Genomic DNA, 26,556 nt, shown 5'->3' on the forward strand with positions numbered 1-26,556 from the left:
GCACAGCGTACGTATACGTGAAATTGTGGCATCTTCCCAGGTCAGGAGGCCGTGCTGATGACCGGCACCGACACCCGCCCCCTCGCCACCTCACCGTGCGTGGACCTCAACGGACCACCGGGAGCCAGTACGCCGCGGCTCACCGTCGTCGTGCCGACCCGGAACGAGCAGGAGGTGATCCCTCTGCTGCTGCAGTCCCTGGGTGACGCCTTCATGCGCCTGCCCGTCGAGGTCCTGTTCGTCGATGACAGCGACGACGACACCCCCGCCACCGCCGCGGCTCACGCCGCACTGTGTCCAAAACGCGTTCGGATGCTGCATCGCGCCCCCGGGGCGCGGTCGGCGGGGCTGGCCGGCGCGGTACTCGCCGGAGCACGGGAGGCGCGCGGCGCGTGGGTACTGGTGATGGACGCCGACCTGCAGCATCCTCCGGAAGCGGCGGCGGCAATCGCCCGAACTGCCCTGGGGCACGAGGCCGAGATCGTGATCGGGACCCGCCACGCCGGATCGGGCTCCAGCGCAGGCCTGGGCGGCGCCGGGCGGTCTGTCGCCTCCAACGGCAGCGGCCTTCTCGCGAAAGCGTTCTTCCCACGCTGCCTGGCCACGGTCTCCGACCCGATGAGCGGGCTGTTCGCCTTCCGCAAGGACGCCGTCGACCTGGACCGGCTCAATCCGCTCGGGTTCAAGATCCTCCTTGAGATCCTCGTCCGCAACCCGTCGGCGCGGATCGCCGAGGTGGCCTACACCTTCGCGCCGCGGGCCGCGGGCCGATCCAAGGCCTCGCTCCGCGAGGGAATCACCTACCTGCGCCATCTCGCGCGGCTGCGCGCGGGACGCCGGCAGCGCGGCGGCCGCGCAGCCGAACTCGGCCGGCTCCTCGGCTTCGGCCTCGTCGGAGTGAGCGGGATCGGGGTGAACACGGCCGGACTGTGGTTCTTCTACAGCTTCCTGCACATGCCGGCCCTGCTGGGCGCGGCCCTGGCGACCCAGGTGTCCACGGCCTGGAACTTCGCCCTCATCGAAGCCCTGGTCTACCGGGGCACCGGCCGTGGCACCCGCCCTGGCCGCGGCGTCCGCTTCTTCGCGCTGAACAACCTGCTGCTGCTCGGCCGCCTGCCGGTCCTGGCCTGGCTGGTGAGCATCGGGGTCGGAGTTCTCACGTCCAACGTCATCACACTCGTGCTGCTGTTCCTGCTGCGCTTCCTGTTCAGCGACCGGATCATCTACGGGGCCGGCGACCGTCCCACGGGGAAGCGTGACCCGGCGCGCATGCTGGTCGATCCCGCGGCTTCGGCCGCCACTCCGTCCACGGCGCACGGCGCGCACAAGCGGACGCGGTACCTGTCCCACCGCTACGACATCGCCGGCCAGGTCACCATCGGATCCCAAGTACCCCTGCCCGAGCTGGAGTTCTTCCGCGCCCAATGGCTGTCCCCGGCCGGCTGCGACATCGTCGTCCGGGTCAGCGACATCGGGCGCCGCACGCCGCATCACCGCGTCGCCCTGACCGAACTCGCCCGCGAGGTCGACGGCTGCCCCGCAAGCCTGCGGTACGAGGAGCAACTCGGGCGCATGGGCGCCAACTTCCGGGTCGATCTGGGCCACCCGATCTCCGTGGAGGTCAGCCCACTGCTGGCGCATTCACCGCACGTCGTCTACACCAATGTGATCGAGGCGCTGCTGCGCTTCGTCCTCGTGCCCCGCGGCTGGATGCTGCTGCACTCCGCGTGCCTCGAGCTGGGCGGAACGGGCGTGATGCTCTCCGCCCTGACCGACACCGGCAAGACCGCCACCGTCCTCAGACTCCTGCGCGAGCACGGCGGACGTTTCCTCTCCGACGACATGACCTTGATCGACGCCGGCGGACACGCGCTGTGCTTCCCCAAACCGCTCACCATCAGCGCCCACACCCTGCGCGCGGTCCACGCCGAAGACCTGACCAGAACGGAATGGATGAAGCTGATGGTGCAGAGCCGGCTGCATTCCAAGGAAGGCCGCTCGTTCGCTCTCACCCTCGCCCGCCTCAACCTGCCCATCATGGCCATCAATGCCCTCACTCAGATCGTCGTGCCACCGCCCAAGTACGCCGTCGACCGGCTCGTTCCCTGCGCCATCGGCACCGCCACCGCCGTACGGGACCTGTTCGTCATCGAGCGGGGCGCCCCCCGACTGGCCGACGTGCCCTACGACGAGGCGCTCCGGCGGCTGCTGGGAAACACCGAGGACGCGTACGGCTTCCCGCCCTTCCGCTACTTCGCGCCGGCCCTCACTGTCGACGGCCTCGACCACGCCCAACTGCGCGTCCGTGAACGGGAGATCCTCGCCGGATTCCTGTCCGGAGTCCGGGTCAGGGCACTGGCCTCCGACTCCTTCGGCTGGGCCGACGAGATCCCCCGCCTGCTGGCCCGGGAAGGGGTGCCGACGGGTGCCGCCACCCACGTCGACAGCGCGGAATGGCCGCACTGGGGTTGGCAGTTCGACACTCCGCTCGCCATGCCGGGCGCCCTTCGCTCGATGCACGCCGGAGGACCGTCATGATGCGGCAGGCCCGCGCGCCGTGCACCACCACCGCCGTGGTGTCGTCCGTACTCAGATCCATATTTCTGTCCCGGAGACAACCTCAGGGGAAGTAATGGGCACAACTGCGACTGGATCGGAGCCACGGCAGGCGCTGCCGCCCCGTCGGGAATTGTTGTTGCGCCTCGTCGGCAGAGTCAACCTGCCACTTCTCGGCATCGTCATCCTGGCTGCGGTCCTGCGACTGGTACAACTGCAGCGAATCGGCCTGCGCGGTGACGAGGCCGTCTATGTCGGCCAGGCCGGCGTGCTGGCCGGCGCCCACGAGCTCGACCGCTACTTCATACTGATCAGCCGCGGGAACTCCAACTTCCTGCTGTATCAGGAAATACTGTCGGTCGTATTCCGGATATTCGGGGTCGGGGACGTGTCAGGGCGTGTCGTCTCCGCTGTATTCAGCACACTGACGGTGCCGGTGATCTACTGGATAGCTCTGACGTTCTACGGCCGGCGCAGCGCGCTGTTCGCAGCACTCATGTTCGCGATCAGTGGCTACTCGATCTCGCTGGGCCGACTTGCTCTGCTGGACTCCACGCTCGCATTTTTCGGCACCTTGACCATTCTGTGCGCGGTCAGGTTCGTGCACACCGAGCGCCCCTGGTGGCTGTACGCAATGGCCGCCGCGGGCACCCTGACCATCCAGGCCAAGGTCACCGGCGGGCTCGCGTTGGCGGTGGCAATCGTCTATGTCGCCTTCGCCAGAAACGTACGCAAGCTCGCGACTCCCCGTCACCTGTCTCTCGCCGCGCTCGCGGCGGTGGTGGCCTGCGTGCCGGCGATCATACAGATCGTTCAGCACTGGGATACCTTCAGAGGGTTCCTTGGATCGAGCTTGCGGCGGAACAGCGCCGTTCCGTGGTACTACTACGAAAGGCTGTTGCTCTCCTACGAGGGCGCGATAGTGGTGGCGTTGTGGGTGCTGGGGATCGCCTTTGCTGTCCGCCGCCGGACTCGTGGCGACAAGCTGTTGCTTCTGTGGATCTTCGCAATGGCTTGCTTCTATTCGCTCTACTCGCTGAAAGCGTTCAACTACATCGTCCCGGTGATTCCGGCGGTGTCGATCCTCGCCGGCCGTGCGCTCGGTTCGGCCTCCTACGCGCTGCGACGGCCGCAACTTCTTCGGTGGACCCCGGCCGTTCTCGCGGTCGCGGTGATCGTGGCGGCCGTCCCGAACATCACAAAGTCGTTCGACGACAGGCCCTACCCTGGTCTGCGCGAGGCGGCCAAGTGGATCGCGGCGGAATCTCCGAGGGACGCAGGTGTGATGGTCCTGTCCCACGGCTCGGCACAATATGTCTTCGCCTACTACGCGCACCGCGATTCCTATCCGTTCGGGCGCTTCAACCTCGCAACGATCCTGCCGGGTGGAGAGATCGTCCCAGCATCCGCTCCAACGGGGGGCGCGCATACACCGCGGGACTGGGTGACGGATTGGCCGAACCGGTTGATTGCGGACGGGACGGTGTCGTACCTCGTTTACTACACGCCATGGGGAGACGACCCGCCAACGGAAGACCAGGTGATCCGCACGGCTTCACAGCGCCGCCTGCAGATGTATGTCGAGCGCTATCACGGCCAGTTGGTCCACGTCGAATACCGCCACCATGAGGCGCGGACATGGATCTACCGACTGACGACCCACCGCCCCCGGCCTGTTATTGACCTCAAGGTCAACGGACCGACGGTATCCGTGACCGGTAGTGGTTTCATGGTGAACTCGCCGCTTACGGTGACGTACAACGGAAAGGTTGTCGCGCGCGGCCGTTCCGACCAGGATGGCTCGGCGTCCGTCACGCTGGCCACGCCGCAGCGGACCCGTCCACGATCTCTGCTCGTCATGACGGACTCAGCGGGCCGGTATGCGTCTCTGGTGTTCCCCAAGCCGACGATGTCGGACCGGACGGGTAACTATGCCGAGCGGACCCCACCGAAGCCGGTCCTGCGGACGACCGCCACAGCCGGGCAAGTGAGTGTGTGCGGCGACGGATTCACCGACGCCAAAGGCACGATCTCGCCCGCCTTCCCGCCGCCCGCTCCTGATCACCCGACCTGGCCACTGGTGGTGCAGGACACCGCCGGCAGCTGCTCCACGGTGACACGGTTGGAGGCACGGCCATGAGGCAGCACGAGGCGCCGACGATACTCCGCCGTCCGGCGGGAGACCTCAAGGTCGAAGCGCCCGTCCACCGGTTGAGCCGCCGCCGGTTGGCCGTCGCCGCTGCCGTTGTCTTCGCGACCGTCGTTGCGGTTCTCGTCGCTCTGCTCGTCCCGCAGCGGACTGGCACCCCGACCGCGCCGAGTTGGAGCGGCGAAGGAGTTCCTTGCCGGAGCGAACCACTCACGCACGTCCACAACCCCACGCGGCTGACCGTCGTCGCCAACTGCGCGACCGTCAGCGGGGTCGTACGGAAGGTGCAATACCGACCCAATGATGGCAATGTGCACCTGACGGTTGCGGTGGACGAGAAGTTTCAGCGCTATCTGCGCTCGGCAAACCAGGGCCTTCTCAACGTCGAGGTGATCCCGCCCGACGCGCGGTACGTGATCATCCCGTCGGTGGGCAAGCATGCGACGTTCTTCGGCGCGTGGGTCCTCGACCGCAACGAACGACGTGCCGCCGAACTGCATCCGGCCTGGCGGATCGTGCCCGATGGAATCCCCGTCGCACAGGCGACGCCGACGCCGACGACAGGCTCCGGCAAGCTTTCCGTCGCTGTGGACATGCCGACAGCCGTCGCGATCGGGGAACAGTTCCGGGTCGTCGTGCGAGCACAAAGGTCGGCGGCGGCGAAGACAGCCGCGAGCGAGGTGCGCGTGTTTGCCGAAATCACGAATGCTGCGGGCAAAGGTGTCCGCTGGAAGGCTGCCACGACAAACACGCTCGGCACCGCCAGCATGGACTTCATAGCTCTGCACGCGCCGGGTACGTTCGTGGTCCATTTCTACGCCAGCAAGGACGGGCAATCGGTCGTCGTCGCCAAACCGCTCACCGTCACGCGGAGGTGACGGCCCGAAGACCGCGCTGATGTCGGGGGCCGCCGGTCATGGGAGAGCCCGATGACCGGCGGCCCGATGGCGCCATGGGTGACCCGGTGCCTTCAGCAGGTCACGGACGCGGTTGCCGCGCTGGTGTTGTCCGCCAGGTCGCGAGCCCGCACTTCATAGCTGTAGGTTGCCGGGCAGGCGGCTGTCTTGTCGCTGAACGTCAGCTTGTTGGGCGCTACCGTGGCGAGGTAGGTGCCGTTGCGGTACACGTCGTACGCGGCCACGCCGATGTTGTCACTCGCCGCTGTCCAGCTCACCACGCTGGTGGTGGAGCCCGAACGGCCGACGGTGAGGCCACCGACCGGCGTGGGCGCGGAGCTGTCGCTCGCGAAGTTGTAGACCTGCTCGTCGAAGGTGTTGCCCAGGGAGTTGGTCGGTGTGACGGTCAGCGTGGTGCCGTTCACCGAAACCTTCAGGAAGTGGAACACCTGGGAGTCAGCGGTCGGCACCGGCGCGCCGCCGCAGACCTTGCCCCGGTTCGAGGTGTAGGTCCAGCTGATGGCGTACGCGTCGGTCGCGGAGCAGGTGCTGACCGAGTGCAGTTTGGCGCCGCCGGCGCCGGTCACATAGCTGGGGACACCGCCGGGCGGTGCCACATTGCGCTGGTAGTGGTGGCCGTGGCCGTTGAACACCAGGTTCACGCCGTTGTCATGCAGCAACTGCTCCAGGCTGTTGGGGTTGCCCGGGGTGTTCTGGAGGAACGTGTCTCCCTTTTGGGCGGAGTTGTCGGACCGCAGCGGGAAGTGGAACACGGCGACCTTGAGACCGCCCGGGTGCGCGGTCAGGTCGTTCTGCAGCCACTGGTATTGGGCGGACGTCGTCGACCAGTGGGCGGCTGCGTCGATCTGGTACATCTTGCAGCTGCTGCCGCTCCCGCAGGTGCCGCCGGTCGCGGAGCCCAGATTGCTGTCGCTCCACGAGGCGTCGAGCACGTAGAAGCGCACAGGGCCGCTGTCGAACGCGTAATAGGTGCTCGGGTAGCTGGCCGGAGTGGTACCGAAGAACGACGGGTAGTTTTCCATCGCGTACCTTCCGCCGGAGGCGGTGGCGGTGGTGGTCTCGGGCCAGTTCGTCAGCGCCGTCATGTTCCGGCCGTGGTTGCCGTTGGTGATGAACATCGGGAGGTGCTGCCCGGGATAGGCCCAGTACTCGCGACGGAAGACCGCGCTGATGTTGACGCCGGTCTGGTTGAGGTCGCCGTAGCTGGTCTGACTGCCGGCGGGGTAGGCGACGTCGCCGGCGGACAGGGCGAACCGGACCCCGCTGTTGCCGAGCTGCGACCACAGGTTGGCCTGGTTGACGTTGAGCGAGCCGTCGTTGACTCCGCTGTTGGTCGTGTCACCCCAGTCGCCCATGACGGCGAAGCTGAACGGCGTGGCCCCGCCGGCCGGCTCCAGCGTGGTGAACGTGGGGGAAGGATTGGTACCGAGGAGGTCCACGGGCGTGGCGTCGCCGGTGAAGACCCGGTAGCAGTACTGCGTTCCGGGGGACAGTCCGGAGACGAGCACCCTGTTCTGGTACTGGGTCGTCCCGTTGACGCTGATAGGCGTCCCCAGCCCGAGCGCGGTGGCGGTGTTGGCCGTGCAGTTACCCAGCGGCCCCCACCTGACGGTGCCCCTGGTCTGGGTGCTGGTCCCCCAGTTCACACGCATCGAGGTCGAGGTCGCGTCCGAGAGGTATGGCGCCCGGGTGAGCAGGGGGCTGGCGCCCGGCAGGTCCGCGAACGCGGTGCCGGTCAGTGCGAATGCCGCACTCAGCGCGGCAACGGCGGCGGCGAGGCTTCGGCGCACGAGACGGTAGCGGCGTCTGGTCCTGGTATCACATGGGCGCATTGGAGCTCCGCGACGAAGGGCGAACACAGGCATGACGGATGTCCTTTCGGCCCCCGCGCACCATGGCGGCACGGTCGCCGAGGCGGGGCGGAGGCGCCGCGGTCAACGTATGCGGGCTTTTCGCCCGAATCGGATGGGGCGCGAGCGGATCACAGGAAGCCTCACACCGTCTTCACTCTGTCGGGCGAAGGCAGTCCGGCGACCGGGTGATGCTGTTCGCCTCGTGCACCGAAGCTTCCGCGGCGCGGCAAGGATAGAAACGCCTGTTCCCCTCTCGCGGCACGCACGACCCAGTAGTGAGGTGGGCTCCGCCTGGGGTCGCAGTGATCGGGTATGGCGGGTCTTCAGCGCGTGGGCGCATCTGATGAGTCGTTACCGCCATCGCGAAGAAGGGGCGGGACCACAGGGATGCCCGACCATCCTTCACCCGATCGGTGGCCTGTAGGTCGGCAAACGCGTGACGCTCCACGCGGCGTAACGATCACCTGCCACGGCGGGGTGCCACGGCACCCGATTCTGGATCGGTTCCTTCCGGATCCGGTGATTGGCCATGGAGGTCCCGTGCACGGCGTACGCCCGAATCAGCAGTCCCAGAGCAGTTCCGCGCGGCACGAGCAGGGACGGCGGTCGCGGGCCCTGGGGAGAGCGGCGGGCGGCGGCGCCATGGCCGCCCTGCTCACCATGACACTGACGGCACCTCAGACCGCCGCGGCAGACCAGAGCCGGCACTGCGGCCGCCATGCCTATGTCGCGAACTCCGGCTCCCGCACGGTCTCGGTCATCGACACAGCCGAGAACTCCGTCGTTCGGACCGTCTCCGTTCCCGCGGGCGTGTCGGACGTCGCCGTCAGCCCCAGTGACGAGCACGTGTACGTGACGGGCGGGGCCGGCACCGACACCGTCTCGGTGATCGACACCACCCGCAGGGCGGCGATCCGGACCATCCACGTCGGGCAGCGCCCCGAAGGCGTCGCCGTGTCCCCGAACAACAGGCGGGTCTACGTGACGAACGCCCGCAGTAACACGGTGTCGGTCATTGACACCGCCACCAACCGGGTCAGGAAGACCATCGACGTCGGCCGCTGGCCGCAGAACGTCGCCGTCACTCCGGACGGCTCCCACGCCTACGTGACGAACCTGCGCTCCGGCACTGTGTCGGTGATCTCCACGGCCAGGGAGGAAGTGGTCGACACCATCCGCTTCACCTCCCCGGCCGCCGCCCCCTTCGACGTGGCGATCGCGCCCGACGGCCGCCGGGTCTACGTGACCCTGGGCCCCGGCACCGACGCCGTCGCGGTGATCGACCCCAGGGAACCCGAGTCCGAAGACGCCGTCGCCGTGACGCTGCCCGAGGGCGCGGAACAACTCGCCGTCACCCCGGACAGCCGCCGCGTCTACGTCACCTCCGGCTTCGGCCACGACGGGGTGTCGGTCATCGACGCCGACACCGGCACCGTGAGCCGCTACCTGGACATCGGCGCGGGCGCGGAGGGCATCGCGCTCGGTGCCGACGGGAGTCGCGCCTACGTGACCTCGGGCGCCGACGCCCGCGTGACCAAGGTGGTCAACACCGGCACCGGACGCGTCGTCGCCACCATCCCGGTCGGCGCCGGTCCTTACAACGTGGCCGTGGCCGTTCGCCGCGGGTGATGCGAGGCCTCCTCCGCGAAAGCAGTCATCGGGAGCGCCTTCACCGCGCTCCCGTCCCGTCCCCCGTCCCCCACTTCGCCCACGTACAGAAGCAATGGAAGAGGGGACACCGGCTTTGCCTGCGGAAGCTACGGGGGTCAGCGCAGCAGTAGCTGTACCCCGCCCACGACTGTCGCCGCGATCACGAGTTGCTCGAACAGCCGCTGGTTGATCCGGTTCACAGCCCACTTGCCGATGAACGCACCCGGCACGACGAACACCACGAGCGCCGCGTCGAGCAGCAGCGAGGGACCGTCGATCAGGCCGAGTCCGGCGCTGAAGGGCACCTTGGAGACGTTGACGATCAGGAAGAAGAAGGCGGACGTCCCGAGGAAGCCGAGCTTTCGGAAGCCGGCCGACAGCAGGTACATCGACATCACCGGGCCGCCCGCGTTGGCGACCATGGTGGTGAAGCCGCCCAGGACGCCGTAGGAGCGGGCCTTGACCCGGCCGGCCCGCGTGGTGACCGAATCCGGTTGCTCCTCCTTGTCGGCCGTACGGCGGCGCCACACCGTCACGCCCGCCATCAGCAGCAGGATCGCGCCGATCGACGTACGGACGATCCCGTCGTCCGCCCACATCAGGAACACCGTGCCGAAGACGACGCCGGCCGCGACCGCGGGGAACAGCCGCCACAGCGTGGGCCAGTGGGCATGGCGCCGATAGGTGAGGACGGCGAGCACGTCCCCGGCGATCAGGATCGGCAACAGGACGCCGGTGGAGGCGCGGGCGGGCAGCACGGCGGCGAAGATCGCGAGGCTGACCGTGTTGGCTCCGCTCACGGCCGTCTTGGAGAAGCCGACGAGCAGGGCCGCGAAGGCGAGCGCGGCGAACTCCCAACCGGTGATGTGCCAGAGAGTCATCGTGTCCATGCGGAGACCGATGCTATGCGCACCTAAGCGACGCCCGTAAGGAGTGTCTCGTCAGTTGGGAGATTGCTAGTGCCGCTCCACCAGCACCGCGCTCCCCTGCCCCACGCCCACACACATGGTCGCCAGCCCCCGCTCCGCCCCCGTCCGCCGCATCCGGTGCAGCAGCGTCGTGAGGATGCGTGCGCCCGAGCAGCCCAGCGGGTGCCCCAGCGCGATCGCGCCCCCGCTGGGGTTGACCAGCTCGGGATCGATGCCGAGCTGGTCCATACAGGCGAGTGCCTGCGCCGCGAACGCCTCGTTGAACTCGGCCTCCTGGATGTCGCCGATCGTCCAGTCGGCGCGGGCCAGGGCCTTGCGGGTGGCGGGGACGGGGCCGATGCCCATCACGTCGGGGTGGACGCCCGCCGAGGCGCCGGCGACATAGCGGCCGAGGGACTCCAGGCCCAGTTCGTCGAGGGCCTCCTCGCTGACCAGGAGCAGTGCGGCGGCGCCGTCGTTCATCGGTGAGGCGTTGCCCGCGGTGACCGTGCCGCCCTGCCGGAAGACCGGCTTCAGCCGGGAGAGCTTCTCGTACGACGTGTCCTCGCGGATGCATTCGTCACTGTCGATCAGCACGCCGTCCGGGCGCTCGACCGGCAGGAGTTCGTCGTCGAAGTGGCCGTTCTTGCGGGCCTCGGCGGCCCGTTGGTGGCTGCGCAGTGCGAACTCGTCCTGTCGCTCGCGGGGGACGCCGTAGCGCTCGGCGACCTCCTCGGCGGTCTCGCCCATCGACAGCAGGCCGTGCAGGTCCTTCATCGCCGGGTTGACCAGGCGCCAGCCGAGGCGGGTGTCGGCGGTCTCGATGCGGTGGGGCAGCGCCTCGTCGGGGCGGGGCAGAACGAAGGGGGCGCGGCTCATGGACTCGGAACCGCCGGCCAGCACGATGTCGGCCTCGCCCGCCGCGATGGTGCGGGCGGCCGTGGTGACCGCTTCGAGGCCGGAGGCGCACAGCCGGTTGACCGTCGCGCCCGGCACCGTCTCCGGCAGGCCGGCCAGCAGCGCGGCCATCCGGGCGACGTTGCGGTTGTCCTCGCCGGCCTGGTTGGCGGCGCCCCAGTAGACGTCGTCGATGCGCGCCGGGTCGAGTGCGGGCACCTCCGCGACGAGACCCCGGATCACGGTCGCGGCGAGGTCGTCGGGGCGTACCGACGACAGCGCTCCACGCAGTTTGCCGATGGGGGTGCGGCGGGCGGCCGCGAAGTGGACGGGACGCACGACAGTCTCCTGACCGGGCAGTATGAATCGACACCCATTTAATTAGCACCGCTAGTTTTGGACTATAGACCGACCCGCCGCGCCCTGGGAAGATCCCCGGGCACCTTCACCGACGCAGCCGTAGGGGACGAGGAGACATGGCCGACACCCGCGAGCATGTCCTTGCCGCAAGCCGGGGACCGATCGTCGTACGCGAATGGCCGAACTCTCGGCCCCGCTGTCTCGCGCTCGTGATCCACGGCTACGGAGAGCATGTCGGCCGTTACGCCGGTGTGGCGGACGTCCTCGTCGAGCACGGAGCGGCCGTGTTCGGACCGGATCACGTCGGTCACGGGAGGTCGGCGGGCGAGCGCGTGGTGATCGAGGACTTCGAGGACGTGGTCGCCGATGTACACGCCGTCGCCGACCTGGCCCGGGCCGCGCATCCGGACCTGCCCGTCGTCCTGATCGGGCACTCCATGGGCGGCCTGATCGCCGCCCGCTACGCGCAGCTCCACGGCGCCGGGCTCACCGCCCTGGTGCTGTCCGGGCCCGTGATCGGCGACTGGGCGCTGCCCCGGCGACTGCTCGCCCTGGACGAGATCCCCGACACCCCGATCAGCCCGGCGGCACTGTCCCGCGACCCCGAGGTGGGCGCGGCATACGCGGCGGATCCGCTGGTCTGGCACGGCCCGATGAAGCGGCCGACGGTGGAGGCGTTCGCCCGGACGCTGGACACCGTATCCAAGGGCGGCGACCTCGGGCGTCTGCCGCTGCTGTGGCTGCACGGCGCCGAGGACCGGCTGGTCCCGCTCCCCGGCAGCCGGGTCGGCGTCGAGGAGCTGCGCGGGGACGAGCTGACCGAGCGCGTCTACCCGGGGGCCCGGCACGAGGTGTTCCACGAGACGAACCGGGCGGAGGTGTTCGCGGACCTGATCCACTTCCTGGACGGCGTGTTCGCACACCGAGACACCTAGCGTTTTGCACCGGTTCGCCCTGGGCACCCGCGCCCGCATGGAGTGGTTGCAGCAGCTGGGCAGGTCCGGGAGCGCCTGGAGCGCCCGGAGTGAATGCGGCGCCGCGCCGCTCCGTACCGGCCATGACCAAGCCAGAAGGAGGAGCTCGGAATGACTGTCGTCAAGAGCACGCTGCCCGAACCGGCTCGCCGGGTCGCCGGGGAGGCCCTGCAGAGCACTCTCGTCGATCTTCTCGGACTCTCGCTGATCGGGAAGCAGGCGCACTGGAACATCGTGGGACCGCGGTTCCGCTCGATCCATCTGCAGCTCGACGACGTGGTGTCGGTGGCCCGCTCGTTCTCCGACACGGTCGCCGAACGCTCCGCGGCGCTCGGCCTGCCGCCCGACGGCCGGCCGGAGACCATCGCCGCGGCCTACACACTGCCCGGCCCCAAGGAGGGCTGGCTGCGCGACACCGAGGTCGTGCAACTGGTCGTGGACTCCCTGGCGGCGGCCATAGAGCGGCTGCGCGAGCGTATCGACGCGACCGCAGAGCCGGACCCGGTGACGCAGGACCTGCTGATCGGCATCACGAGCGAGCTGGAGAAGCAGCGCTGGATGTTCGACGCCGAGAACTGGCCGCGCGACGAGTGACACGGTCGTACACGCACAGCCGTACTCGCCAAGGAGGGGCACCATGACCGACGCCCTCGAACTCGACACGCTGTGGCAGGACTTCCACCGCGTGGTGAACATGACCTCGCAGGAGCTGGCCACCTGGCTGCGGGTCAGTGACGCGGACGAGGAGACCGAACCGCTGCCGGACCAGGCCGGCACACCGACCGGGCAACACGTCCTCGCGATCCTCCAGAAGCGGCGCACGGACCTCACGGACGACGACATCCAGGTGATGTACGACGTCGTGGACACCGTCACCGCCGAGGCCGACCTGGAGAACGAGCCCGAGCCCGAACAGACCCGCCGTCGGCATCAGCTGATGACGATCGGCCACGATCCGCTACGGCCGTGAGCGACGACAAGCGCGTGGTACGGGAACTCGTGCGCGCGCACGGGCAGACGTTCGCCGAGGAGGCCGGCATCCCGCTGAAGGACACCCCGCAGCCGCTGTACCGGCTGCTGGTGCTGGCGCTCCTGCTCAGTGCCCGGATCCGTGGCTCGATCGCGCTGGACACCGCCCGCGCCCTGTACGAGGCGGGGCTGCGCGATCCGCGCCGGATGGCCGACGCCGACTGGCAGGAGCGGGTGGACGCGCTGGGCCGGGGCGGTTACCGGCGCTACGACGAGCGCACCGCCACCCAACTCGGCGACGGGGCAGAGCTGTTGACCGAGCGCTGGGGCGGCGATCTGCGGCGGCTGCGCAAGGAGGCGGACGGTGACGTCGCCGAACTGCGCCGTCTGCTGCAGGAGTTCCCCGGCATGGGTCCGGCGGGCGCCGACATCTTCCTGCGCGAGGCCCAGCGGGTCTGGCCGGAAGTGGCGCCCTACCTGGACGGCAAGGCACTCTCGGGCGCACAGCGGCTCGGTCTGCCCAAGGACCCGGACCGGCTGGCCGACCTCGCCGGGAGCACCGAACCGGCCGTGCTCGCCGCCGCGTTGGTGCGTGCCGCAGTCGACAAGGAGGTGGCCGAAGACAGCCTCCGCCGGGCCGCATGATCGTGAAAGACTGCGCGCACACGCCATTGTCGAACACAGTCGAGCGCCGTCGAGCACAGGAGGCCTGCGTGACCGGGACCGAGCCGGCGGTATCACGCATCGACACGAGCAGGCCGCATCCGGCGCGGGTGTACGACTGGTTCCTCGGCGGCAAGGACAACTACCCCGTCGACGAGGAACTCGGACGGCAGATCGCCGCGCTGCAGGGGGATGCTCCGCGGCATGCGCGGGCCAACCGGCGGTTCATGGAGCGGGCCACGCGGGCGGTCGTGCGGGACACGGGGATCCGGCAGTTCCTCGATGTCGGTTCCGGCATCCCGACCGAGCCCAACCTGCACCAGATCGCCCAGTCGGTCGTCCCGGACGCGCGGGTGGTGTACGTCGACAACGACCCGATCGTGCTCGCCCACGCGGCGACCCTACTGCGCGGCACCCCGGAGGGCGTGACCGAGTATGTGCAGGCCGATGCGCGTGAGCCGGAGCGGATCCTCGAAAGGGCCGCGTCCGTCCTCGACTTCGACCGTCCCGTCGCTCTGTCGCTGATCGCACTCCTGCACTTCATCGCGGACGACGACGGCGCCCACCGGCTCGTGGACACCTTGGTCGGCGCGCTGGCGCCGGGCAGCTGTCTGGTGCTCTCGGCCATGACGGCGGACTTCGATCCGGAGAACGTCCGTCGGGGCATCGAGGCCTACACGGCCGGCGGCGTGACGCTCGTGGCCCGTTCGCACGCCGAAATGGGCCGACTCTTCGAAGGACTTGAGCTGCTGGAACCGGGGATCGTCTCCCTGTCGGACTGGCGCCCCTCGGCGGACGAGGACGGGGCGAAGGAAGGGCCCGTGTCCCAGGAGGAAGGGCCTGTGTCCCTGTACGGCGCGGTCGGCATCAAGCGCTGATCCGCAGTCGGCGTCAAGCAGCCTCAAGCTGACCCCACTCCCAGTCAGCTCCCTCACCCAGCTCCCTCGCTCAGCCGAGCAACCACCCCCCGTCCACGCTCAGTTCGACCGCGTTGACCGACCCGTTGCGCAGCAGGAAGTCCACGGCGTCGGCCACGTCGGCCATGGTGGCGAGCCGGCCGATGGGGGTCTCGGTGCGCAGGGCGGCGAGCACCTTCTCCGGTTTGGCCTGCCAGTAGGGGCTGTCACCGACGACGCCCGGGTGGACGGCGTTCACCCGGATCGGGGCGAGTTCGACGGCGAGGGTGTTCATCAGTCCCCTCACACCCGCGTTGACCGTCGCGACCGTCGTCGCGCCCGGGTAGGGGCGTTCCTTGGCCTGTCCGCCGAACAGCACGATCGCGCTGTCGTCGTGCAGCCTGGACGTCAAGGTGTGCACGACCTCGGTGTAGCCGACGAGTTTGAGGGTGACGAGCCGCAGCGCGGCGTCGATGTCGTACTCGGTGACCTTGTTGTCGTCGCGCGAGACGCCCGCGACGACCAGGTGGTCGACGCGCCCGACGTCGGCCAGCGCGGCGGCGATCTCCCCCGGCCGGCCGAGGTCGAGGGCGATTCCGCGGGCACCGAACTCCTTGGCGATGATATCGGCGCGATGGCCGTCGCGGCCGGTCAGGACGACTTCGTCCCCGCGTCCGGCCCGCATCCGGGCGAACTCCAGGCCGATCCCGGACGTACCGCCCACTACGAGGACACTGCTCATGGCTCCAGGGCCTCCCTCAGATACTCCCAGTCCCGCGTGAACCGGTAGGAATGGCGCGGCGGCGGCTGCGGCGCCTGTGTCTCCAGCCAACGCAGCGGACCCTGACCGGCGTTGGCGAAGCCGTGCACGCAACCGGCGCCCGCCCAGGCGCAGTCGCCGGGACCGAGCAGGTACCGCTCGCCGTCGAACACCGCGTCCGCCTCCCCTTCGAGGAACAGGTACGTCTCCTCGAAGGGGTGGTCGTGCGTGCCTGCGACGCCGTCGGGCGCGTACTGCACCATGAACATGGTCGAGGCGACCGCGCCGAGGTCGCTGTCGACCATCATCTTCACGGTGATCCCGCTGTACACGAGCAGCGCGGTGCGCATGCTCGCCGACACCGCGAGCAGGTCCTGCGCCTGCTTGCCGAGGTCCATCTGCACGGGCTCGAAGTGGCCGAAGGACCGGGTACGCGGGTCCCGGACGTCGATGCGGACGGGGTCGCGCTCGGGCAGCGCGGGCACCGCCTGGGTGTCGTACCCGTAGCGGGCCCGCGGCACGGGGGCGAGCATGTCGGCCCAGCGGCCGGCGAGGTCCCCGGCGCCGCGCCAGGCGTGCGGGACGCCGGTCGGGAGGATGCCGTAGTCGCCCTCTTCGAGAAGGTACGCCCCTTCGGGCACATCGAGGATCACAGCCCCGTAGAGCAGGTGGAAGCTCTCCTCGTACGAGTGCACATGGGCCGGGACCCTGCCGTCGGGCCGTATCCCGCACAGGCCGAAGCCGGTGTGCACACTACCGTCGTCCTCGCCGACCAACGTCCGCCGCCGGTACCCGAGTTCGTCGTACGGGGGCTCCGGAACGTCGACGGCCCGGCGCACCAGGTGTCTGGTCATGCCGCGCTCTTCGCCTCCTTCGCCGCGAGGAGCCGGTCGCGGGACTCCTCGACCAGGCGCCGGGCCCGGTCGAGGTCGGCCACGAGCCTGCCGTCGCGCTTGCGGATGACGCCGTCGACGATGACGGTGTCGACGTTGGAGACATCGGCCGACAAGGTCACCGCGGCGGCCGCATCGTGCACCGGGGCGACGTTCAGCGCGGTGGCGTCGATCGCGACGACGTCGGCGCGCTTGCCGGGGGTCAGGGAGCCGGTGCGGTGTTCGAGGCCCGCCACATGTGCGCCGTTGCGGGTCGCGATATCCAGCATCTGACGTGCCGTCAACATGGTGTCCGGCACCGGCATGTTGGCCTTCCAGCAGTCGGCGTTGACGCGGGCGCGCTCGGCGCCGAAGGCCGCGCGGATCTGGGTGAACATGTCGCCGGGCACGGTGGTGACGACGTCGATGCTCAGGGACGGCCGCAGTCCGTACTCGATGGCCTTCATCACGGGCGGCCAGCCGTGCCCCATCTGCACCTCGACCTGCGGCGCTATCGACACCGTGCCGCCGCTGTCGGCGACCATCTGCCACTCCTCGTCGCTGAGGTAGCAGCAGTGGACGTAGGTGGTGTCGGAGCCGAGGAGCCCCAGGCCGTGGAGCTGCTTGACCATGCCGAAGCGGCCCGCGAGCCGGCCCATGGCCACGTGCACGGTGATCGGGATGCCCAGCTCGCGGGCGAGGGCCCACTCGGCGGCGACGACGTCGTTGACGCAGAACCCCGGGCCGCGGGTGGCCAGTGCCATGGTCAGCAGGCCGTCGTCGGAGGAGAAGTAGGTGCTGCGGATCCGCCGTACGTCGTCGCCCGGTACCGCGATCTTGCTCTCGAACCAGTAGTCGGCGAGCGAGGTGTTGGCGCTGCCGTAGGCGTACTGGGCGCGGATGCCGGTCTCCGTGAGCGCCTGGATCGCGGCGTCCGGGTGGGCGGGCGTGTTGTTGATGTGGGACCAGTCGACGAGGGTGGTGATGCCGGCGTTCAGGCACTCCAGCGAGCCCGCGAGGTTGCCGGCGTACACGTCCTCGGGGGTGTACAGCGGCGCGAAGGTGTCGAGGATGTCGACGAAGTAGTCGTCCAGGGTGGCGTCGGGGGCGACGTTGCGGATGGGCGCCTCCCAGGTGTGGCGGTGGGTGTCGACGAATCCGGGGATCACGATCCGGCCGCTCATGTCGAGCACTTCGGCGTCGGCGCTGATCTCCCGGTCCACCGCGGCGATCGTCCCGTCCTCGATGAGGACGTCGCCCTGGGGCAGGTCCCCGATCGCGGGGTCCATCGACAGCACATGACCGGCGCGCAGGAGTATCCGATGGGTCATCGTTCTTCCTCCCATGGGGTGTTCAGTACGCGGCGAGGTCCCGGACGGCCGCCACGACCTTCTCGACGGTGGGAATGACCTCCTCTTCGAGTGCGTCGGCGAACGGCAGGGGCACGCACTCCCCCGCCACCCGCCTGACCGGCGCGTCCAGCAGGCCGAACCCCTCGTCGGCGACGACCGAGACGAGCGTCGCGCCCCAGCCGCCCTGGTACGGGTTCTCCTCCACGGTGACGAGCCGCGAGGTCCTGCCGAGTGAGGCGAGCACAGTGCTCACGTCCAGCGGCACGAGACAGCGCAGGTCGACGACCTCGGCCTCGATGCCGTCGCCGGACAGGAGTGCGGCGGCCTTGAGCGCGACGGGCACCATCGAGGCGAGCGCGACGAGGGTGATGTCGGCTCCCTCGCGGACGACCGCGGCGCGACCCAGCTCGACGACATGGTCCGGCGGCGGGGGCGCGCCCTTGGTGGCGAGGAGCCCCTTGTGCTCGAAGAAGACCACCGGGTCGTCGCTGCGGATCGCCGCCGCCATCATGCCGACCACGTCGGCCGGGGTCGACGGTGCGGCGATCTTCAGGCCGGGGATCGTGAACGCCCAGTTCTCGGTGGCCTGGGAGTGCTGGGCCCCGAAGCCGAGCCCGCCACCGTTGGCGGTGTGCACGACGAGCGGGACGGTGACCTGACCGCCCGTCATGTACCGCACCTTCGGGATCTCGTTGGCGAGGTAGTCCCAGCAACAGGCCAGGAAGTCGGAGAACATGATCTCGGCGACCGGCCGCATCCCGGTCATCGCGGCACCCATGGCGGCCCCCACGATGGCCTGCTCGGATATGGGCGTGTCCCACACCCGCTCGGGCCCGAACTCCTTCCGCAGCCCCACGGTCGTCTTGAACACCCCGCCCGCCTCGCCGATGTCCTCACCCAGGCATACGACGGTGGGATCGCGCCGCATCTCCCGAGCGATGCCCTCGGCGACCGCCTCCCGGTAGCTGATCACGTCCGCCACGCCGCACCTCCGTCGGCCCATACGTCGGTCAGCGCCTCGCGCGGATCGGGTGGCGGTGCGGCCTTCGCGGCCTCGACCGCCTTCGCCACGACGGCACTTGCGCGCTCGTCGGCCTCGCTGATCGTCTCCGGCGCTACTCCCAGCTCGGCGAGTCGCCCCCGCGCCAGGTCCAACGGGTCGTGCTTCAGCCACCGCTCGACCTCCTCGGCCGGACGGTAGGTGGCCGGATCGGCGCGGCTGTGCCCGAAGTGCCGATAGGTCTCCGCCTCCAACAGTGCGGGCCCGTCTCCTGCCCGGGCCCGCCCCGCGAGCCGGGCCACCGCTTCCTGTACGGCGACGACGTCGTTGCCGTCCACCACCTCGCCCGGGATGCCGTACGCGGGCGCCCGGTCGGCCGCGGGCCGGGGCACCGCCGTGACGTCAGCGATCGGGGTGTACTCCATGTAGAGGTTGTTCTCGCAGACGAACAGCACGGGCAGCTTCCATACGGCGGCCAGGTTGAGCGCCTCGTGGAAGGCGCCGATGTTGGTGGCGCCGTCGCCGAAGAAGGCGACCGCGATCTGGTCGGTGCCGCGCAGTCGGGCCGACCAGGCGGCACCGGCCGCCATCGGGAGGTGGGCGCCGACGATGGCGTACGAACCGAGCATGCCGGTGGACGCCTTGGTCAGGTGCATGGAGCCGCCCTTGGCCTGGCACAACCCTGTCGCCCGGCTCATGAGTTCGGCGAGGCACTCCTCCGGGGTGGCCCCGCGTGCCATGGCGTGGTGGTGGCCGCGGTAGGTGGCGAAGACGTAGTCGTCGGGGCGCAGGGCGGCGCTCGCGCCGACGGCTACGGCCTCGTGCCCGGCGGCGAGGTGGGTGGTGCCCTTGACGAGACCCTGCAGGAACAGGTCGTGCGCGGCCTTCTCCGTACGGCGGATGACGGCCATCTGCTCGTAGGCGGCGAGGAGTTCGGCCGGGTCCATCAGCGCGTCCCGTCGCCACGAGAAGTGTCGAAGGATGTGTCGAGGGAGGGGTTGAGCGAGGTATTGAGCGAGGTGTTGAGATGGGACTGCGACTCGCGCCGGGTGTTCAGCTCGCCGCCCACCGTCCAGTACTTGCGGCCCGCGACCAGCAGTTCCTCCGCCGGGAACTTGGTGATGACCTCGCAGCCGTCGGCCGTGACGACCAGTTCCTCCTCGATGCGGGCGGCGGACCAGCCGTCAGAGGCGGGCCAGTAGGTCTCCAGGGCGAACACCATGCCCTCTTCGAGGACTTCGGGGTGGTCGAGGGAGACCAGCCGGCTGAAGATCGGCTTCTCCCAGATCGACAGGCCGACGCCGTGGCCGTACTGGAGGGCGAAGGCGGCGGTCTCGTCGGCGAAGCCGAACTCCTCGGCGCGCGGCCAGACTTGGACGATGTCGGCGGTGGTCGCACCGGGTCGGACCAGGGCGATGGCCCGGTCCATGTACTCACGGCAGCGGACGTAGGCGTCGCGCTGGGCGCTGGAGGCGCTGCCGACGGCGAAGGTGCGGTAGTAGCAGGTGCGGTATCCGAGGTGGCTGTGCAGGATGTCGAAAAAGGCGGGGTCGCCGGGGCGGATCAGGCGGTCGCTGTAGACGTGCGGGTGGGGTGAACAGCGCTCGCCGGAGATCGCGTTGACGCCCTCGACGTACTCGCTGCCGAGGTCGTACAGCACCTTGCTGACGAGTCCGACGCACTCGTTCTCGCGCACGCCGGGGCGCAGATAGCCGTACAGCTCCTCGTACGCCGCGTCGACCATGGCGCAGGCCTGGGTGAGCAGGGAGATCTCGTCCGGCGTCTTGATGCGGCGGGCTTCTAGGAAGACCTGCTGTCCGTCGACGACCTCGATGCCCTCGGCGCGCAGGGCGGTGAGGATGGGCATCTCGGCGACGTCGATACCGAGCGGCTCGCCCGCCAGCCCGTGTTCGCGCAGCTCGGTGGCGATCTTCGCGGCGACGTCCTGGGCGATCCCGGCGTCCGGGTGGAAGGCGCCGCGGAGTGTCGAGATGCCGGCGCGGGCGCCGGTGGGCGGGCCGTCTTCCTTGCCGTCGCTGTAGTCGAGCCACGGGTTGTAGAGCTGGTGGTGGCGGGCGGCGGAGCCGAAGTCCCAGACGATCGGTTCGCCGCCGCGCACCAGCAGGGCGAAGCGGATCAGCTTGTCCATCGCCCAGGTGCCGATGTGCGTGGCGGTCATGTAGCGGATGTTGGCGAAGTCGAAGCTGAGCAGCGCGCCCAGCTCGGAGCGGTTCAGGGTCTCGTCGAGGCGGGCCAGCCGCTGCCTGCGCAGCCGGTCCAGGTCGACGCGCTCTTCCCAGTCGACGGCGTTGGGTCCGAATGTGCGGATCGCCATGGCGAACACCCCCGCTTCGGAGTGAACGACCGCACGCGGCGAGTGTCAAGTGTCACTGAACACGAACCAGACGCCCACGGCCGGTACGTCACCATCATTGCGGTAGCGGTGCGGGGTCGTCGACTCGAAGCAGACGGCGTCGCCGGGGTGCAGCGTGTACTCGTCGAAACCGAGGGTGAGGATCAGCTCGCCCGAGGTCAGACAGCCGTACTCGGTGCCCGCGTGGCGCATGAGGCCGCCGGAGCTGGAGGAGGCGCCGCCGGGTCGGTAGGTCACCTGGAGGAAGTCGACATCGGTGCCGGGAACATGGCCGAGACGCTCCCACACGACACCCGAGTCCAGCTCCAGCACCTCCCGCTCGCCCGGCGTGACCAGCGGGCCGATGCGGCGGCCGGGGTCGGCGGCGAAGGCGGCCAGGGCTTGCAGGACGGTGCCGGGGACTGCCGCCACGGGGGCCACGGCTGCGGTCTCGTCCGCGACGAAGAGCGACTCCAGGGAGATGCCGAGGGCTGTGGTGATGGCGTACAGCGTGCTCACGGAGGGCTGGCTCTTGCCGGTCTCGATCTGCGAGATCAGGCTCGCCGAGACCCCGACCTCGCGGGCCAGAGCGCGCACACTCGTCCCGCGCGCGAGGCGCGCCTGCCGGATACGCGCTCCGACCGCCGGTGGCGCGGTGGCGGGTGACACGGACGGCTCCTCCCCCGGTTCTCGTGGGCCGCTGGGTCGTGTGGTGTGCAGCCCCATTGAACAGCCGGGGTCGGCCACGACGCCAGAGCGACAGGTCTGCGCTCCCTTCTCGGCATCACCCCCTCGATCGAGGCTCGGCGCCCCCTCGGCGCCACCACCTCGACCGGGCTCAGCACCTCCTCGGCACCGCCTCACTCGCGGCTCAGCGCCTCCCCGGCACCACCGCCCCGCCCCAGGCTCAGCGCCTCCCCGCCGGAAACACCGCCCGCACCTCCCACCCCACCTCGCCCCGCGGCCCGGCGTGCAGTTCGCCGCCCAGTGCGGTCACCCGCTCCTTCAGACCGACGAGGCCGAAGCCGCCGCCGTGCGCGGCCGCCGGGAGTTGGGTGCCGCCCCGTCCGTCGTCCGCGACCGACACCTCCAGGCCTCCGGCGTCGTCCCGCAGCCGGACTTCGATGTGCGCGGCGTCAGCAGCGTGGCGCCGGATGTTGGTCAGCGCCTCCTGCACCACCCGGAAGGCCGCGGCCTGCACCTCGTGGGGCAGGTCGTCGGACACGGCGGGGTCGCGGCGCAGGGTGACCTGCTGGATCGGGCCCGCGAATCCGTCCGTCAGATCGGCGATGCCCGCCAGGTCGCCGACCGGGCGGCGGTCGGCCGCCTCCTCCCCGGTGTCACGCAGCACGCCGACCGTGCGGCGCATCGACGCGAGGGCTTCGGTCGCGGCGCGTTCGATGCCGGCCAGCACCGGGTCGAGCTCCCGCGGCTGGGTCTGCGCCATCATGCGGGCCATCTGCGTCTGCACGAGGATCCCGGTGACATGGTGGGCGACGAAGTCGTGCAGGTCGGCGGCGATGGCGACGCGTTCGGAGCGCCGGGTCTCGGTGACGGCGATCGTTCGCCGGTAGTCCAGGGTGCGCAGGTACACGGCGAGCCCAGCGAAGACGCCGACCAGGACCAGGCCGCCCACCACGAAGCCCAGCACGTCGGCGTCCAACGACCCGCGATACCGAACCGGCAGCAGCAACAGCGCGCCCACGTCGAGGGCTCCGCACCCCCAGGCCCAGCGCGGCGGGCAGTGCCGTACCGCGACGAACAGCAGACACAGCAGGATCAGGACCTCGCCGGGACCGAAGATGTTCGCCTTGAGGGCCAGCAGGGAGCCCACCGAGTACAGGGCGGAGACGACGGCGGGCACGGCCGTGCGCACCTGCGGCGTGAGCCACTCGGGCCGCCGCCCGACCGGCCACAGCACGGCGGCCAGACCCACCAGCAGCACCACCAGGATGGGCCAGACGGGGCTGGCCGTCGGCAGGACGCTCGTCCCGTCGGCGCCCGCGTACAGGACGTCGACGACACAGGCAGCCAGCAGGACGCCGACGGCGAAGCCTCGGGCGCAGCCGCGGGGGGAAACGGACTTCATGCCGATCACGGTAGGCGAGGCCGTACTCGGCGGGATCGGCCGATCGGCCGAGGGGCCCACCGCTGACGCCGACCTTATGGCCGAGGCGCGCGCCCGGGCGTGCGGGCGAGGGTGGAGCCGCATCCTCACCACGGACATCAGGAGTACGCGATGCAGCGCAGCAAGTTCCTCGTCGGCGTCGTCGGCGGCGTGACCGCTGTGGTCGCGCTGGGCGGCCTCGGCACCTATCTGCTCTCCGGCACCGAGTCGACCAGCAGCCTGGACGAGTACAGCACCGTGTCGGTGGACGGCCACCGGGCGCTCGCGGCAAAGGTGGTCGCGGGCCGCACCGAGAGCAAGATCCACCCGCTGCCCTGGGTCGGCGACAAGGTCTCCGGCATCACCTGCCCGACCGGCCTCAAGGCCGTGGCCGGAGCCACCATCACCTGCACCGGCAAGAAGAGCGACGGCAGGGCCGTCGACATCCCCGTCCGTGTGACCAAGGCCGACGCGAAGAGCGTCACCTGGAAGTTCGAGCGCTGAGAAGAACGCTGAGAACAAGCTGAGAAGGGGCCACGAAACACCATGAGCACCGTTCTGGCCGGCCACGGCCTCGTCAAGAAGTACGGCTCCACCATCGCCCTCGCCGGCGTGGACGTGGAGGTCCGTGAGCGCGACTCCCTGGCGATCATGGGCCCGTCCGGGTCCGGCAAGTCGACCCTGCTGCACACCCTCGCCGGGATCATCCGGCCCGACGCAGGCCAGGTGCTGCTGCGCGGCGAGCGCCTCGACGACCTGGGCGAGAACCGGCTGAGCGCGCTGCGCCGCAAGAAGTTCGGGTTCGTCTTCCAGTTCGGCCAGTTGCTGCCGGAGCTGCCCGCCGAGGAGAACGTCGCCCTGCCGCTGATGCTGGAGGGCATGCCGCGCCGGCAGGCCGTCGCCCGGGCCCGCCGCTGGTTCGCGCCACTCGGCCTGGACGGCCTTGAGCAGCGCCGCCCCGGCCAACTCTCCGGCGGACAGGCGCAGCGCGTCGCCATCGCCCGCGCGCTGGCCGTCGAGCCGGACGTGGTCTTCGCCGACGAGCCGACCGGCGCGCTGGACCAGCGCACCAGCACCGAAGTGATCCAGTTGCTGACCTTCGCGACCCGGAACACGGGTGCCGCTCTGGTGATGGTCACTCATGACGCCGACGTCGCCGCCCACTGCGACCGCGTCCTCCAGGTCCGGGACGGCCGGATCAGCAACTACAGCCAGTTCACGGTCGCCTGACCCCGCCTTCCCCCGGAGCCCGCCATGCGTTCCCCCGTACTGCCCTTGACCTGGCACCTGACCAGATCCTCCGGCCGCCGCGGCCTGCAGAGCCACCTCCTGGCGGCCGGGGCCGCGGCCGTCGGCGCCTTCGTGATGCTGGTGATCATCGCCGCCACCCTCGGCGCCGGCACCCGCGCCGACCACACCAAGTGGCGCACCCCTGAGGCCGTACCGGCGAAGCAGGCCACCGCCGTCCAGGCGCTCGCCACGACCTACGTCCGCCACGAGCCGGTCACCGTCGTCTCCCTGGCCCAGCTGCCCGGCCGCCACCAGACCCCCGCGCCGCCCGGCCTGAGCTCCTTCCCGAAGCAGGGCGAGGTGTACGTGTCGCCGGCCCTGGCCGAGCTGCTGCACAAGCTGCCCGCGAACCAACTCGCCGACCGTTTCCCGAAGGTGAGGTCCTACGGCACGATCGGCACCGCCGGCCTCGCCGCCCCGGACGAACTCGTCGCCGTCGTCGGCCGCACGCCCACCGACCCGGCCGTGTCGAAGGCGGCCGGGGGCAGCTCCTCCTGGTTCGACATCGGGCAGATGGAGCGCGCGGGGATCGCCGGGTTCAACGGCGACACGGCGAGCATGTTCACCTCCGGCGACCAGGGAATCGCCGTCCTGGGCGTCGTCCTGCTCGCGATGCCCGTGGTCGTACTGTCGGCGGCCGCCGGACGCCTCGGCGCGGCCCGGCGTGAGCAGCGGCTCGCCGCCCTGCGGCTGGCCGGGGCGACCCCGCGCCAGATCATCGCCATGACCGCCCTGGAAGCGGCGGCACTCGGCGCGGCCGGGGCCCTGACCGGGGCCCTCGCGTATGTGGCGCTGCTGCCCGCGCTCGCTCAGGTGCCGTTCGGCGTGGGCACCTGGTACGTCGACACGCTGTGGGTCGGACTGCCCTGGCTGGCGACGGTCGTGGCCGTAGTCACCGCCCTCATCACCGTCAGCGCCGTCTCGATGCTGCGCCAGGTGGCCACCTCGCCCCTCGGTGTCGCCCAGCAGGCCGACCCCCGGCGCACCCGCATGATCCGCCTCGCCTTCTTCGCGGCGGCCCTGGCCGTCATCTTCATGTTCAGCGGCGGGGGCCTTCAGGCGAGGCAGGCCGTCGCTCTGCTCCTGCTGTTCTACGGCGCGTTCTGGCTGTTCGGCCCCTGGGTGGTGGACCGGCTCGGCCGCCTGGTGAGCCGGTTCGCCAAGCGTCCGGCGACGCTGCTGGCCGGGCGCAGGCTCAGCGACGACCCGCGCGGCGCCTGGCGCACGGTCAGCGGGCTGGTACTGGCCGGGTTCGCCGCCGGGTTCTTCTCCGTCAGCCTGCTCGGCAGCGACACCTCCCAGTACCAGGGCCAGGTCGCGGTGAGCACGGCCCATGCCGCCGACGCCCGGCACGCGGCCGGCGAGGCGCGCACCCTGCTGCACCGGGCGGGCGTCACCGCGACCGTCACCACCGGCCGCACCGACGCCTATGACAACCTCCTCGGCGGCGGCCCCGGCGTCATCGCCCACGTCGAGGGCGGCCCGGCGCAGCTCGACACCGCCGTCACCGTCCTCACCCCGCTCGGCACGGGGCGGCTCCCCTACGGCCAGGACTACGCCGGCGGGGCGGACAAGGCCACCTTCGACCGACTGGACGCCGTCACCATCGGCACCCTGGCGCTGAGCTTCCTGGTCGCCGCCGCCTCCGCCGGTCTGACCGCCGCCGCGAACGTCCTCGACCGGCGCCGCGTCTACGGCCTGCTGCGGCTGGCGGGAACCCCGCTGAAGGTGCTGGACAGAGCGCGGGTCCGGGAGACCGTCATCCCCTTGGCGGTCCTGGCCGGCGGCACCACCGCCATGGGCGCCTACGGCTCCTACCAGCTCAACAAGGCGGCCGGCGCCACCATCAACACCTCCGGGGCGATCGAACTCGTCGTCTGTGTCGTCGTCGGCGTGCTCGCCATGTTCGCCGCGATCTCCGGCAGCCGGCCGCTGCTGCGCAAGTCGACCGCCGACCCGGCACAGACCGCCGACTGAGAGCCGACCGGCCGCCGAGCCGAACGACCGTCGAAGGGCCTGCCCGCAGCTGC

23 protein-coding genes are annotated in these 26,556 nt (G+C 70.2%); 12 read left to right on the forward strand and 11 right to left on the reverse strand.

Annotated features, from left to right (window positions below; all coding sequences use genetic code 11):
• Positions 1–57 precede the first annotated feature (57 nt).
• From EHO50_RS39855 to EHO50_RS39865, 3 genes are all read left to right on the forward strand, one after another.
• Entirely contained in the window at positions 58–2,538 is a 2,481-nt protein-coding gene (locus EHO50_RS39855) for a glycosyltransferase (RefSeq protein ID WP_128436743.1), read from the forward strand.
• Between the two features lie 157 nt (positions 2,539–2,695).
• Positions 2,696–4,696, forward strand: a complete 2,001-nt coding sequence (locus tag EHO50_RS39860; protein ID WP_164905080.1) for a glycosyltransferase family 39 protein — start codon at positions 2,696–2,698, stop codon at positions 4,694–4,696.
• Complete coding sequence (locus EHO50_RS39865; protein WP_128436745.1) at positions 4,693–5,583, forward strand: hypothetical protein; 891 nt, start codon at positions 4,693–4,695, stop codon at positions 5,581–5,583. The genes EHO50_RS39860 and EHO50_RS39865 overlap by 4 nt, the downstream gene beginning before the upstream one ends.
• Positions 5,584–5,675: 92 nt before the next feature.
• Here the strand turns inward: EHO50_RS39865 and EHO50_RS39870 are convergent, their stop codons facing one another.
• Entirely contained in the window at positions 5,676–7,412 is a 1,737-nt protein-coding gene (locus EHO50_RS39870) for a purple acid phosphatase family protein (protein WP_164905081.1), read from the reverse strand.
• A gap of 603 nt (positions 7,413–8,015) precedes the next feature.
• Here EHO50_RS39870 and EHO50_RS39875 point away from each other — a divergent pair.
• Positions 8,016–9,104, forward strand: a complete 1,089-nt coding sequence (locus tag EHO50_RS39875; RefSeq protein WP_164905082.1) for a beta-propeller fold lactonase family protein — start codon at positions 8,016–8,018, stop codon at positions 9,102–9,104.
• Between the two features lie 137 nt (positions 9,105–9,241).
• On the opposite strand, the gene EHO50_RS39880 is transcribed toward EHO50_RS39875, so the two are convergent.
• Both EHO50_RS39880 and EHO50_RS39885 read right to left on the reverse strand, forming a co-directional pair.
• The gene (locus tag EHO50_RS39880; RefSeq protein ID WP_128436748.1) at positions 9,242–10,015 is read right to left on the reverse strand and encodes a sulfite exporter TauE/SafE family protein; all 774 of its coding nucleotides are present in this window, start codon (positions 10,013–10,015) and stop codon (positions 9,242–9,244) included.
• A 66-nt stretch (positions 10,016–10,081) separates the two neighbouring features.
• On the reverse strand, positions 10,082–11,269 hold the full coding sequence (locus EHO50_RS39885; protein ID WP_128436749.1) for a thiolase family protein: 1,188 nt from the start codon (positions 11,267–11,269) through the stop codon (positions 10,082–10,084).
• Between the two features lie 137 nt (positions 11,270–11,406).
• Here EHO50_RS39885 and EHO50_RS39890 point away from each other — a divergent pair, with 137 nt between their 5' ends.
• From EHO50_RS39890 to EHO50_RS39910, 5 genes are all read left to right on the forward strand, one after another.
• Entirely contained in the window at positions 11,407–12,225 is an 819-nt protein-coding gene (locus EHO50_RS39890; protein ID WP_128436750.1) for an alpha/beta hydrolase, read from the forward strand.
• Between the two features lie 150 nt (positions 12,226–12,375).
• Entirely contained in the window at positions 12,376–12,858 is a 483-nt protein-coding gene (locus tag EHO50_RS39895) for a Dps family protein (RefSeq protein WP_128436751.1), read from the forward strand.
• 43 nt (positions 12,859–12,901) lie between these two features.
• Complete coding sequence (locus EHO50_RS39900) at positions 12,902–13,234, forward strand: DUF3140 domain-containing protein (protein ID WP_128436752.1); 333 nt, start codon at positions 12,902–12,904, stop codon at positions 13,232–13,234.
• Entirely contained in the window at positions 13,231–13,878 is a 648-nt protein-coding gene (locus EHO50_RS39905; protein ID WP_128436753.1) for an HhH-GDP family DNA glycosylase, read from the forward strand. Before EHO50_RS39900 ends, EHO50_RS39905 begins: the two co-directional genes overlap by 4 nt.
• A 68-nt stretch (positions 13,879–13,946) precedes the next feature.
• Positions 13,947–14,774 carry an SAM-dependent methyltransferase gene (locus EHO50_RS39910; protein WP_128436754.1) on the forward strand — a complete coding sequence of 276 codons (828 nt, stop codon included), beginning with the start codon at positions 13,947–13,949 and terminating at the stop codon, positions 14,772–14,774.
• A 70-nt stretch (positions 14,775–14,844) separates the two neighbouring features.
• Here EHO50_RS39910 and EHO50_RS39915 read toward each other — a convergent pair whose 3' ends face one another.
• The 8 genes from EHO50_RS39915 to EHO50_RS39950 form a co-directional block, all read right to left on the reverse strand.
• Positions 14,845–15,534: an SDR family oxidoreductase gene (locus tag EHO50_RS39915; RefSeq protein ID WP_128436755.1), complete on the reverse strand. Its 690-nt coding sequence runs from the start codon at positions 15,532–15,534 to the stop codon at positions 14,845–14,847.
• Entirely contained in the window at positions 15,531–16,406 is an 876-nt protein-coding gene (locus tag EHO50_RS39920; RefSeq protein WP_128436756.1) for a cupin domain-containing protein, read from the reverse strand. The genes EHO50_RS39915 and EHO50_RS39920 overlap by 4 nt, the downstream gene beginning before the upstream one ends.
• Entirely contained in the window at positions 16,403–17,755 is a 1,353-nt protein-coding gene (locus tag EHO50_RS39925) for an amidohydrolase family protein (RefSeq protein ID WP_128436757.1), read from the reverse strand. Before EHO50_RS39925 ends, EHO50_RS39920 begins: the two co-directional genes overlap by 4 nt.
• Before the next feature lie 22 nt (positions 17,756–17,777).
• A complete protein-coding gene (locus EHO50_RS39930; RefSeq protein ID WP_128436758.1) occupies positions 17,778–18,758 on the reverse strand; it encodes an alpha-ketoacid dehydrogenase subunit beta in 981 nt (326 codons plus the stop codon).
• On the reverse strand, positions 18,746–19,723 hold the full coding sequence (locus tag EHO50_RS39935; protein WP_128436759.1) for a thiamine pyrophosphate-dependent dehydrogenase E1 component subunit alpha: 978 nt from the start codon (positions 19,721–19,723) through the stop codon (positions 18,746–18,748). Before EHO50_RS39935 ends, EHO50_RS39930 begins: the two co-directional genes overlap by 13 nt.
• The gene (locus EHO50_RS39940) at positions 19,723–21,111 is read right to left on the reverse strand and encodes a M24 family metallopeptidase (RefSeq protein WP_246101821.1); all 1,389 of its coding nucleotides are present in this window, start codon (positions 21,109–21,111) and stop codon (positions 19,723–19,725) included. The genes EHO50_RS39935 and EHO50_RS39940 overlap by 1 nt, the downstream gene beginning before the upstream one ends.
• A gap of 45 nt (positions 21,112–21,156) precedes the next feature.
• Positions 21,157–21,798, reverse strand: a complete 642-nt coding sequence (locus EHO50_RS39945; protein WP_128436760.1) for a helix-turn-helix domain-containing protein — start codon at positions 21,796–21,798, stop codon at positions 21,157–21,159.
• Positions 21,799–22,036: 238 nt separating this feature from the next.
• Entirely contained in the window at positions 22,037–23,218 is a 1,182-nt protein-coding gene (locus EHO50_RS39950; RefSeq protein ID WP_128436761.1) for a sensor histidine kinase, read from the reverse strand.
• A 150-nt stretch (positions 23,219–23,368) separates the two neighbouring features.
• Between EHO50_RS39950 and EHO50_RS39955 the strand changes: the two genes are divergently transcribed.
• From EHO50_RS39955 to EHO50_RS39965, 3 genes are read left to right on the forward strand one after another with little or no spacing between them, the layout of a single operon-like run.
• The gene (locus tag EHO50_RS39955; RefSeq protein ID WP_128436762.1) at positions 23,369–23,740 is read left to right on the forward strand and encodes a DUF4333 domain-containing protein; all 372 of its coding nucleotides are present in this window, start codon (positions 23,369–23,371) and stop codon (positions 23,738–23,740) included.
• 42 nt (positions 23,741–23,782) lie between these two features.
• Positions 23,783–24,466, forward strand: coding sequence for an ABC transporter ATP-binding protein (locus EHO50_RS39960; protein ID WP_128436763.1), 684 nt, complete (start codon positions 23,783–23,785; stop codon positions 24,464–24,466).
• A gap of 24 nt (positions 24,467–24,490) precedes the next feature.
• Positions 24,491–26,503: an FtsX-like permease family protein gene (locus EHO50_RS39965; protein ID WP_128436764.1), complete on the forward strand. Its 2,013-nt coding sequence runs from the start codon at positions 24,491–24,493 to the stop codon at positions 26,501–26,503.
• Positions 26,504–26,556: the final 53 nt, after the last annotated feature.

It is taken from the genome of Streptomyces cyaneus (assembly GCF_004028635.1).
GTDB classification, from domain to species: Bacteria; Actinomycetota; Actinomycetes; order Streptomycetales; family Streptomycetaceae; genus Streptomyces; species Streptomyces cyaneus.

What these genes read in the sequence shown, in the direction of transcription:
- EHO50_RS39855 (WP_128436743.1), top strand. Translation starts at nt 58, where the DNA reads ATGACCGGCACCGACACCCGCCCCCTCGCCACCTCACCGTGCGTGGAC.
- EHO50_RS39865 (WP_128436745.1), top strand. Translation starts at nt 4,693, where the DNA reads ATGAGGCAGCACGAGGCGCCGACGATACTCCGCCGTCCGGCGGGAGAC.
- EHO50_RS39880 (WP_128436748.1), bottom strand. Translation starts at nt 10,015, where the DNA reads ATGGACACGATGACTCTCTGGCACATCACCGGTTGGGAGTTCGCCGCG.
- EHO50_RS39890 (WP_128436750.1), top strand. Translation starts at nt 11,407, where the DNA reads ATGGCCGACACCCGCGAGCATGTCCTTGCCGCAAGCCGGGGACCGATC.
- EHO50_RS39895 (WP_128436751.1), top strand. Translation starts at nt 12,376, where the DNA reads ATGACTGTCGTCAAGAGCACGCTGCCCGAACCGGCTCGCCGGGTCGCC.
- EHO50_RS39900 (WP_128436752.1), top strand. Translation starts at nt 12,902, where the DNA reads ATGACCGACGCCCTCGAACTCGACACGCTGTGGCAGGACTTCCACCGC.
- EHO50_RS39915 (WP_128436755.1), bottom strand. Translation starts at nt 15,534, where the DNA reads ATGAGCAGTGTCCTCGTAGTGGGCGGTACGTCCGGGATCGGCCTGGAG.
- EHO50_RS39920 (WP_128436756.1), bottom strand. Translation starts at nt 16,406, where the DNA reads ATGACCAGACACCTGGTGCGCCGGGCCGTCGACGTTCCGGAGCCCCCG.
- EHO50_RS39925 (WP_128436757.1), bottom strand. Translation starts at nt 17,755, where the DNA reads ATGACCCATCGGATACTCCTGCGCGCCGGTCATGTGCTGTCGATGGAC.
- EHO50_RS39935 (WP_128436759.1), bottom strand. Translation starts at nt 19,723, where the DNA reads ATGGACCCGGCCGAACTCCTCGCCGCCTACGAGCAGATGGCCGTCATC.
- EHO50_RS39940 (WP_246101821.1), bottom strand. Translation starts at nt 21,111, where the DNA reads ATGGCGATCCGCACATTCGGACCCAACGCCGTCGACTGGGAAGAGCGC.
- EHO50_RS39950 (WP_128436761.1), bottom strand. Translation starts at nt 23,218, where the DNA reads ATGAAGTCCGTTTCCCCCCGCGGCTGCGCCCGAGGCTTCGCCGTCGGC.
- EHO50_RS39955 (WP_128436762.1), top strand. Translation starts at nt 23,369, where the DNA reads ATGCAGCGCAGCAAGTTCCTCGTCGGCGTCGTCGGCGGCGTGACCGCT.
- EHO50_RS39960 (WP_128436763.1), top strand. Translation starts at nt 23,783, where the DNA reads ATGAGCACCGTTCTGGCCGGCCACGGCCTCGTCAAGAAGTACGGCTCC.
- EHO50_RS39965 (WP_128436764.1), top strand. Translation starts at nt 24,491, where the DNA reads ATGCGTTCCCCCGTACTGCCCTTGACCTGGCACCTGACCAGATCCTCC.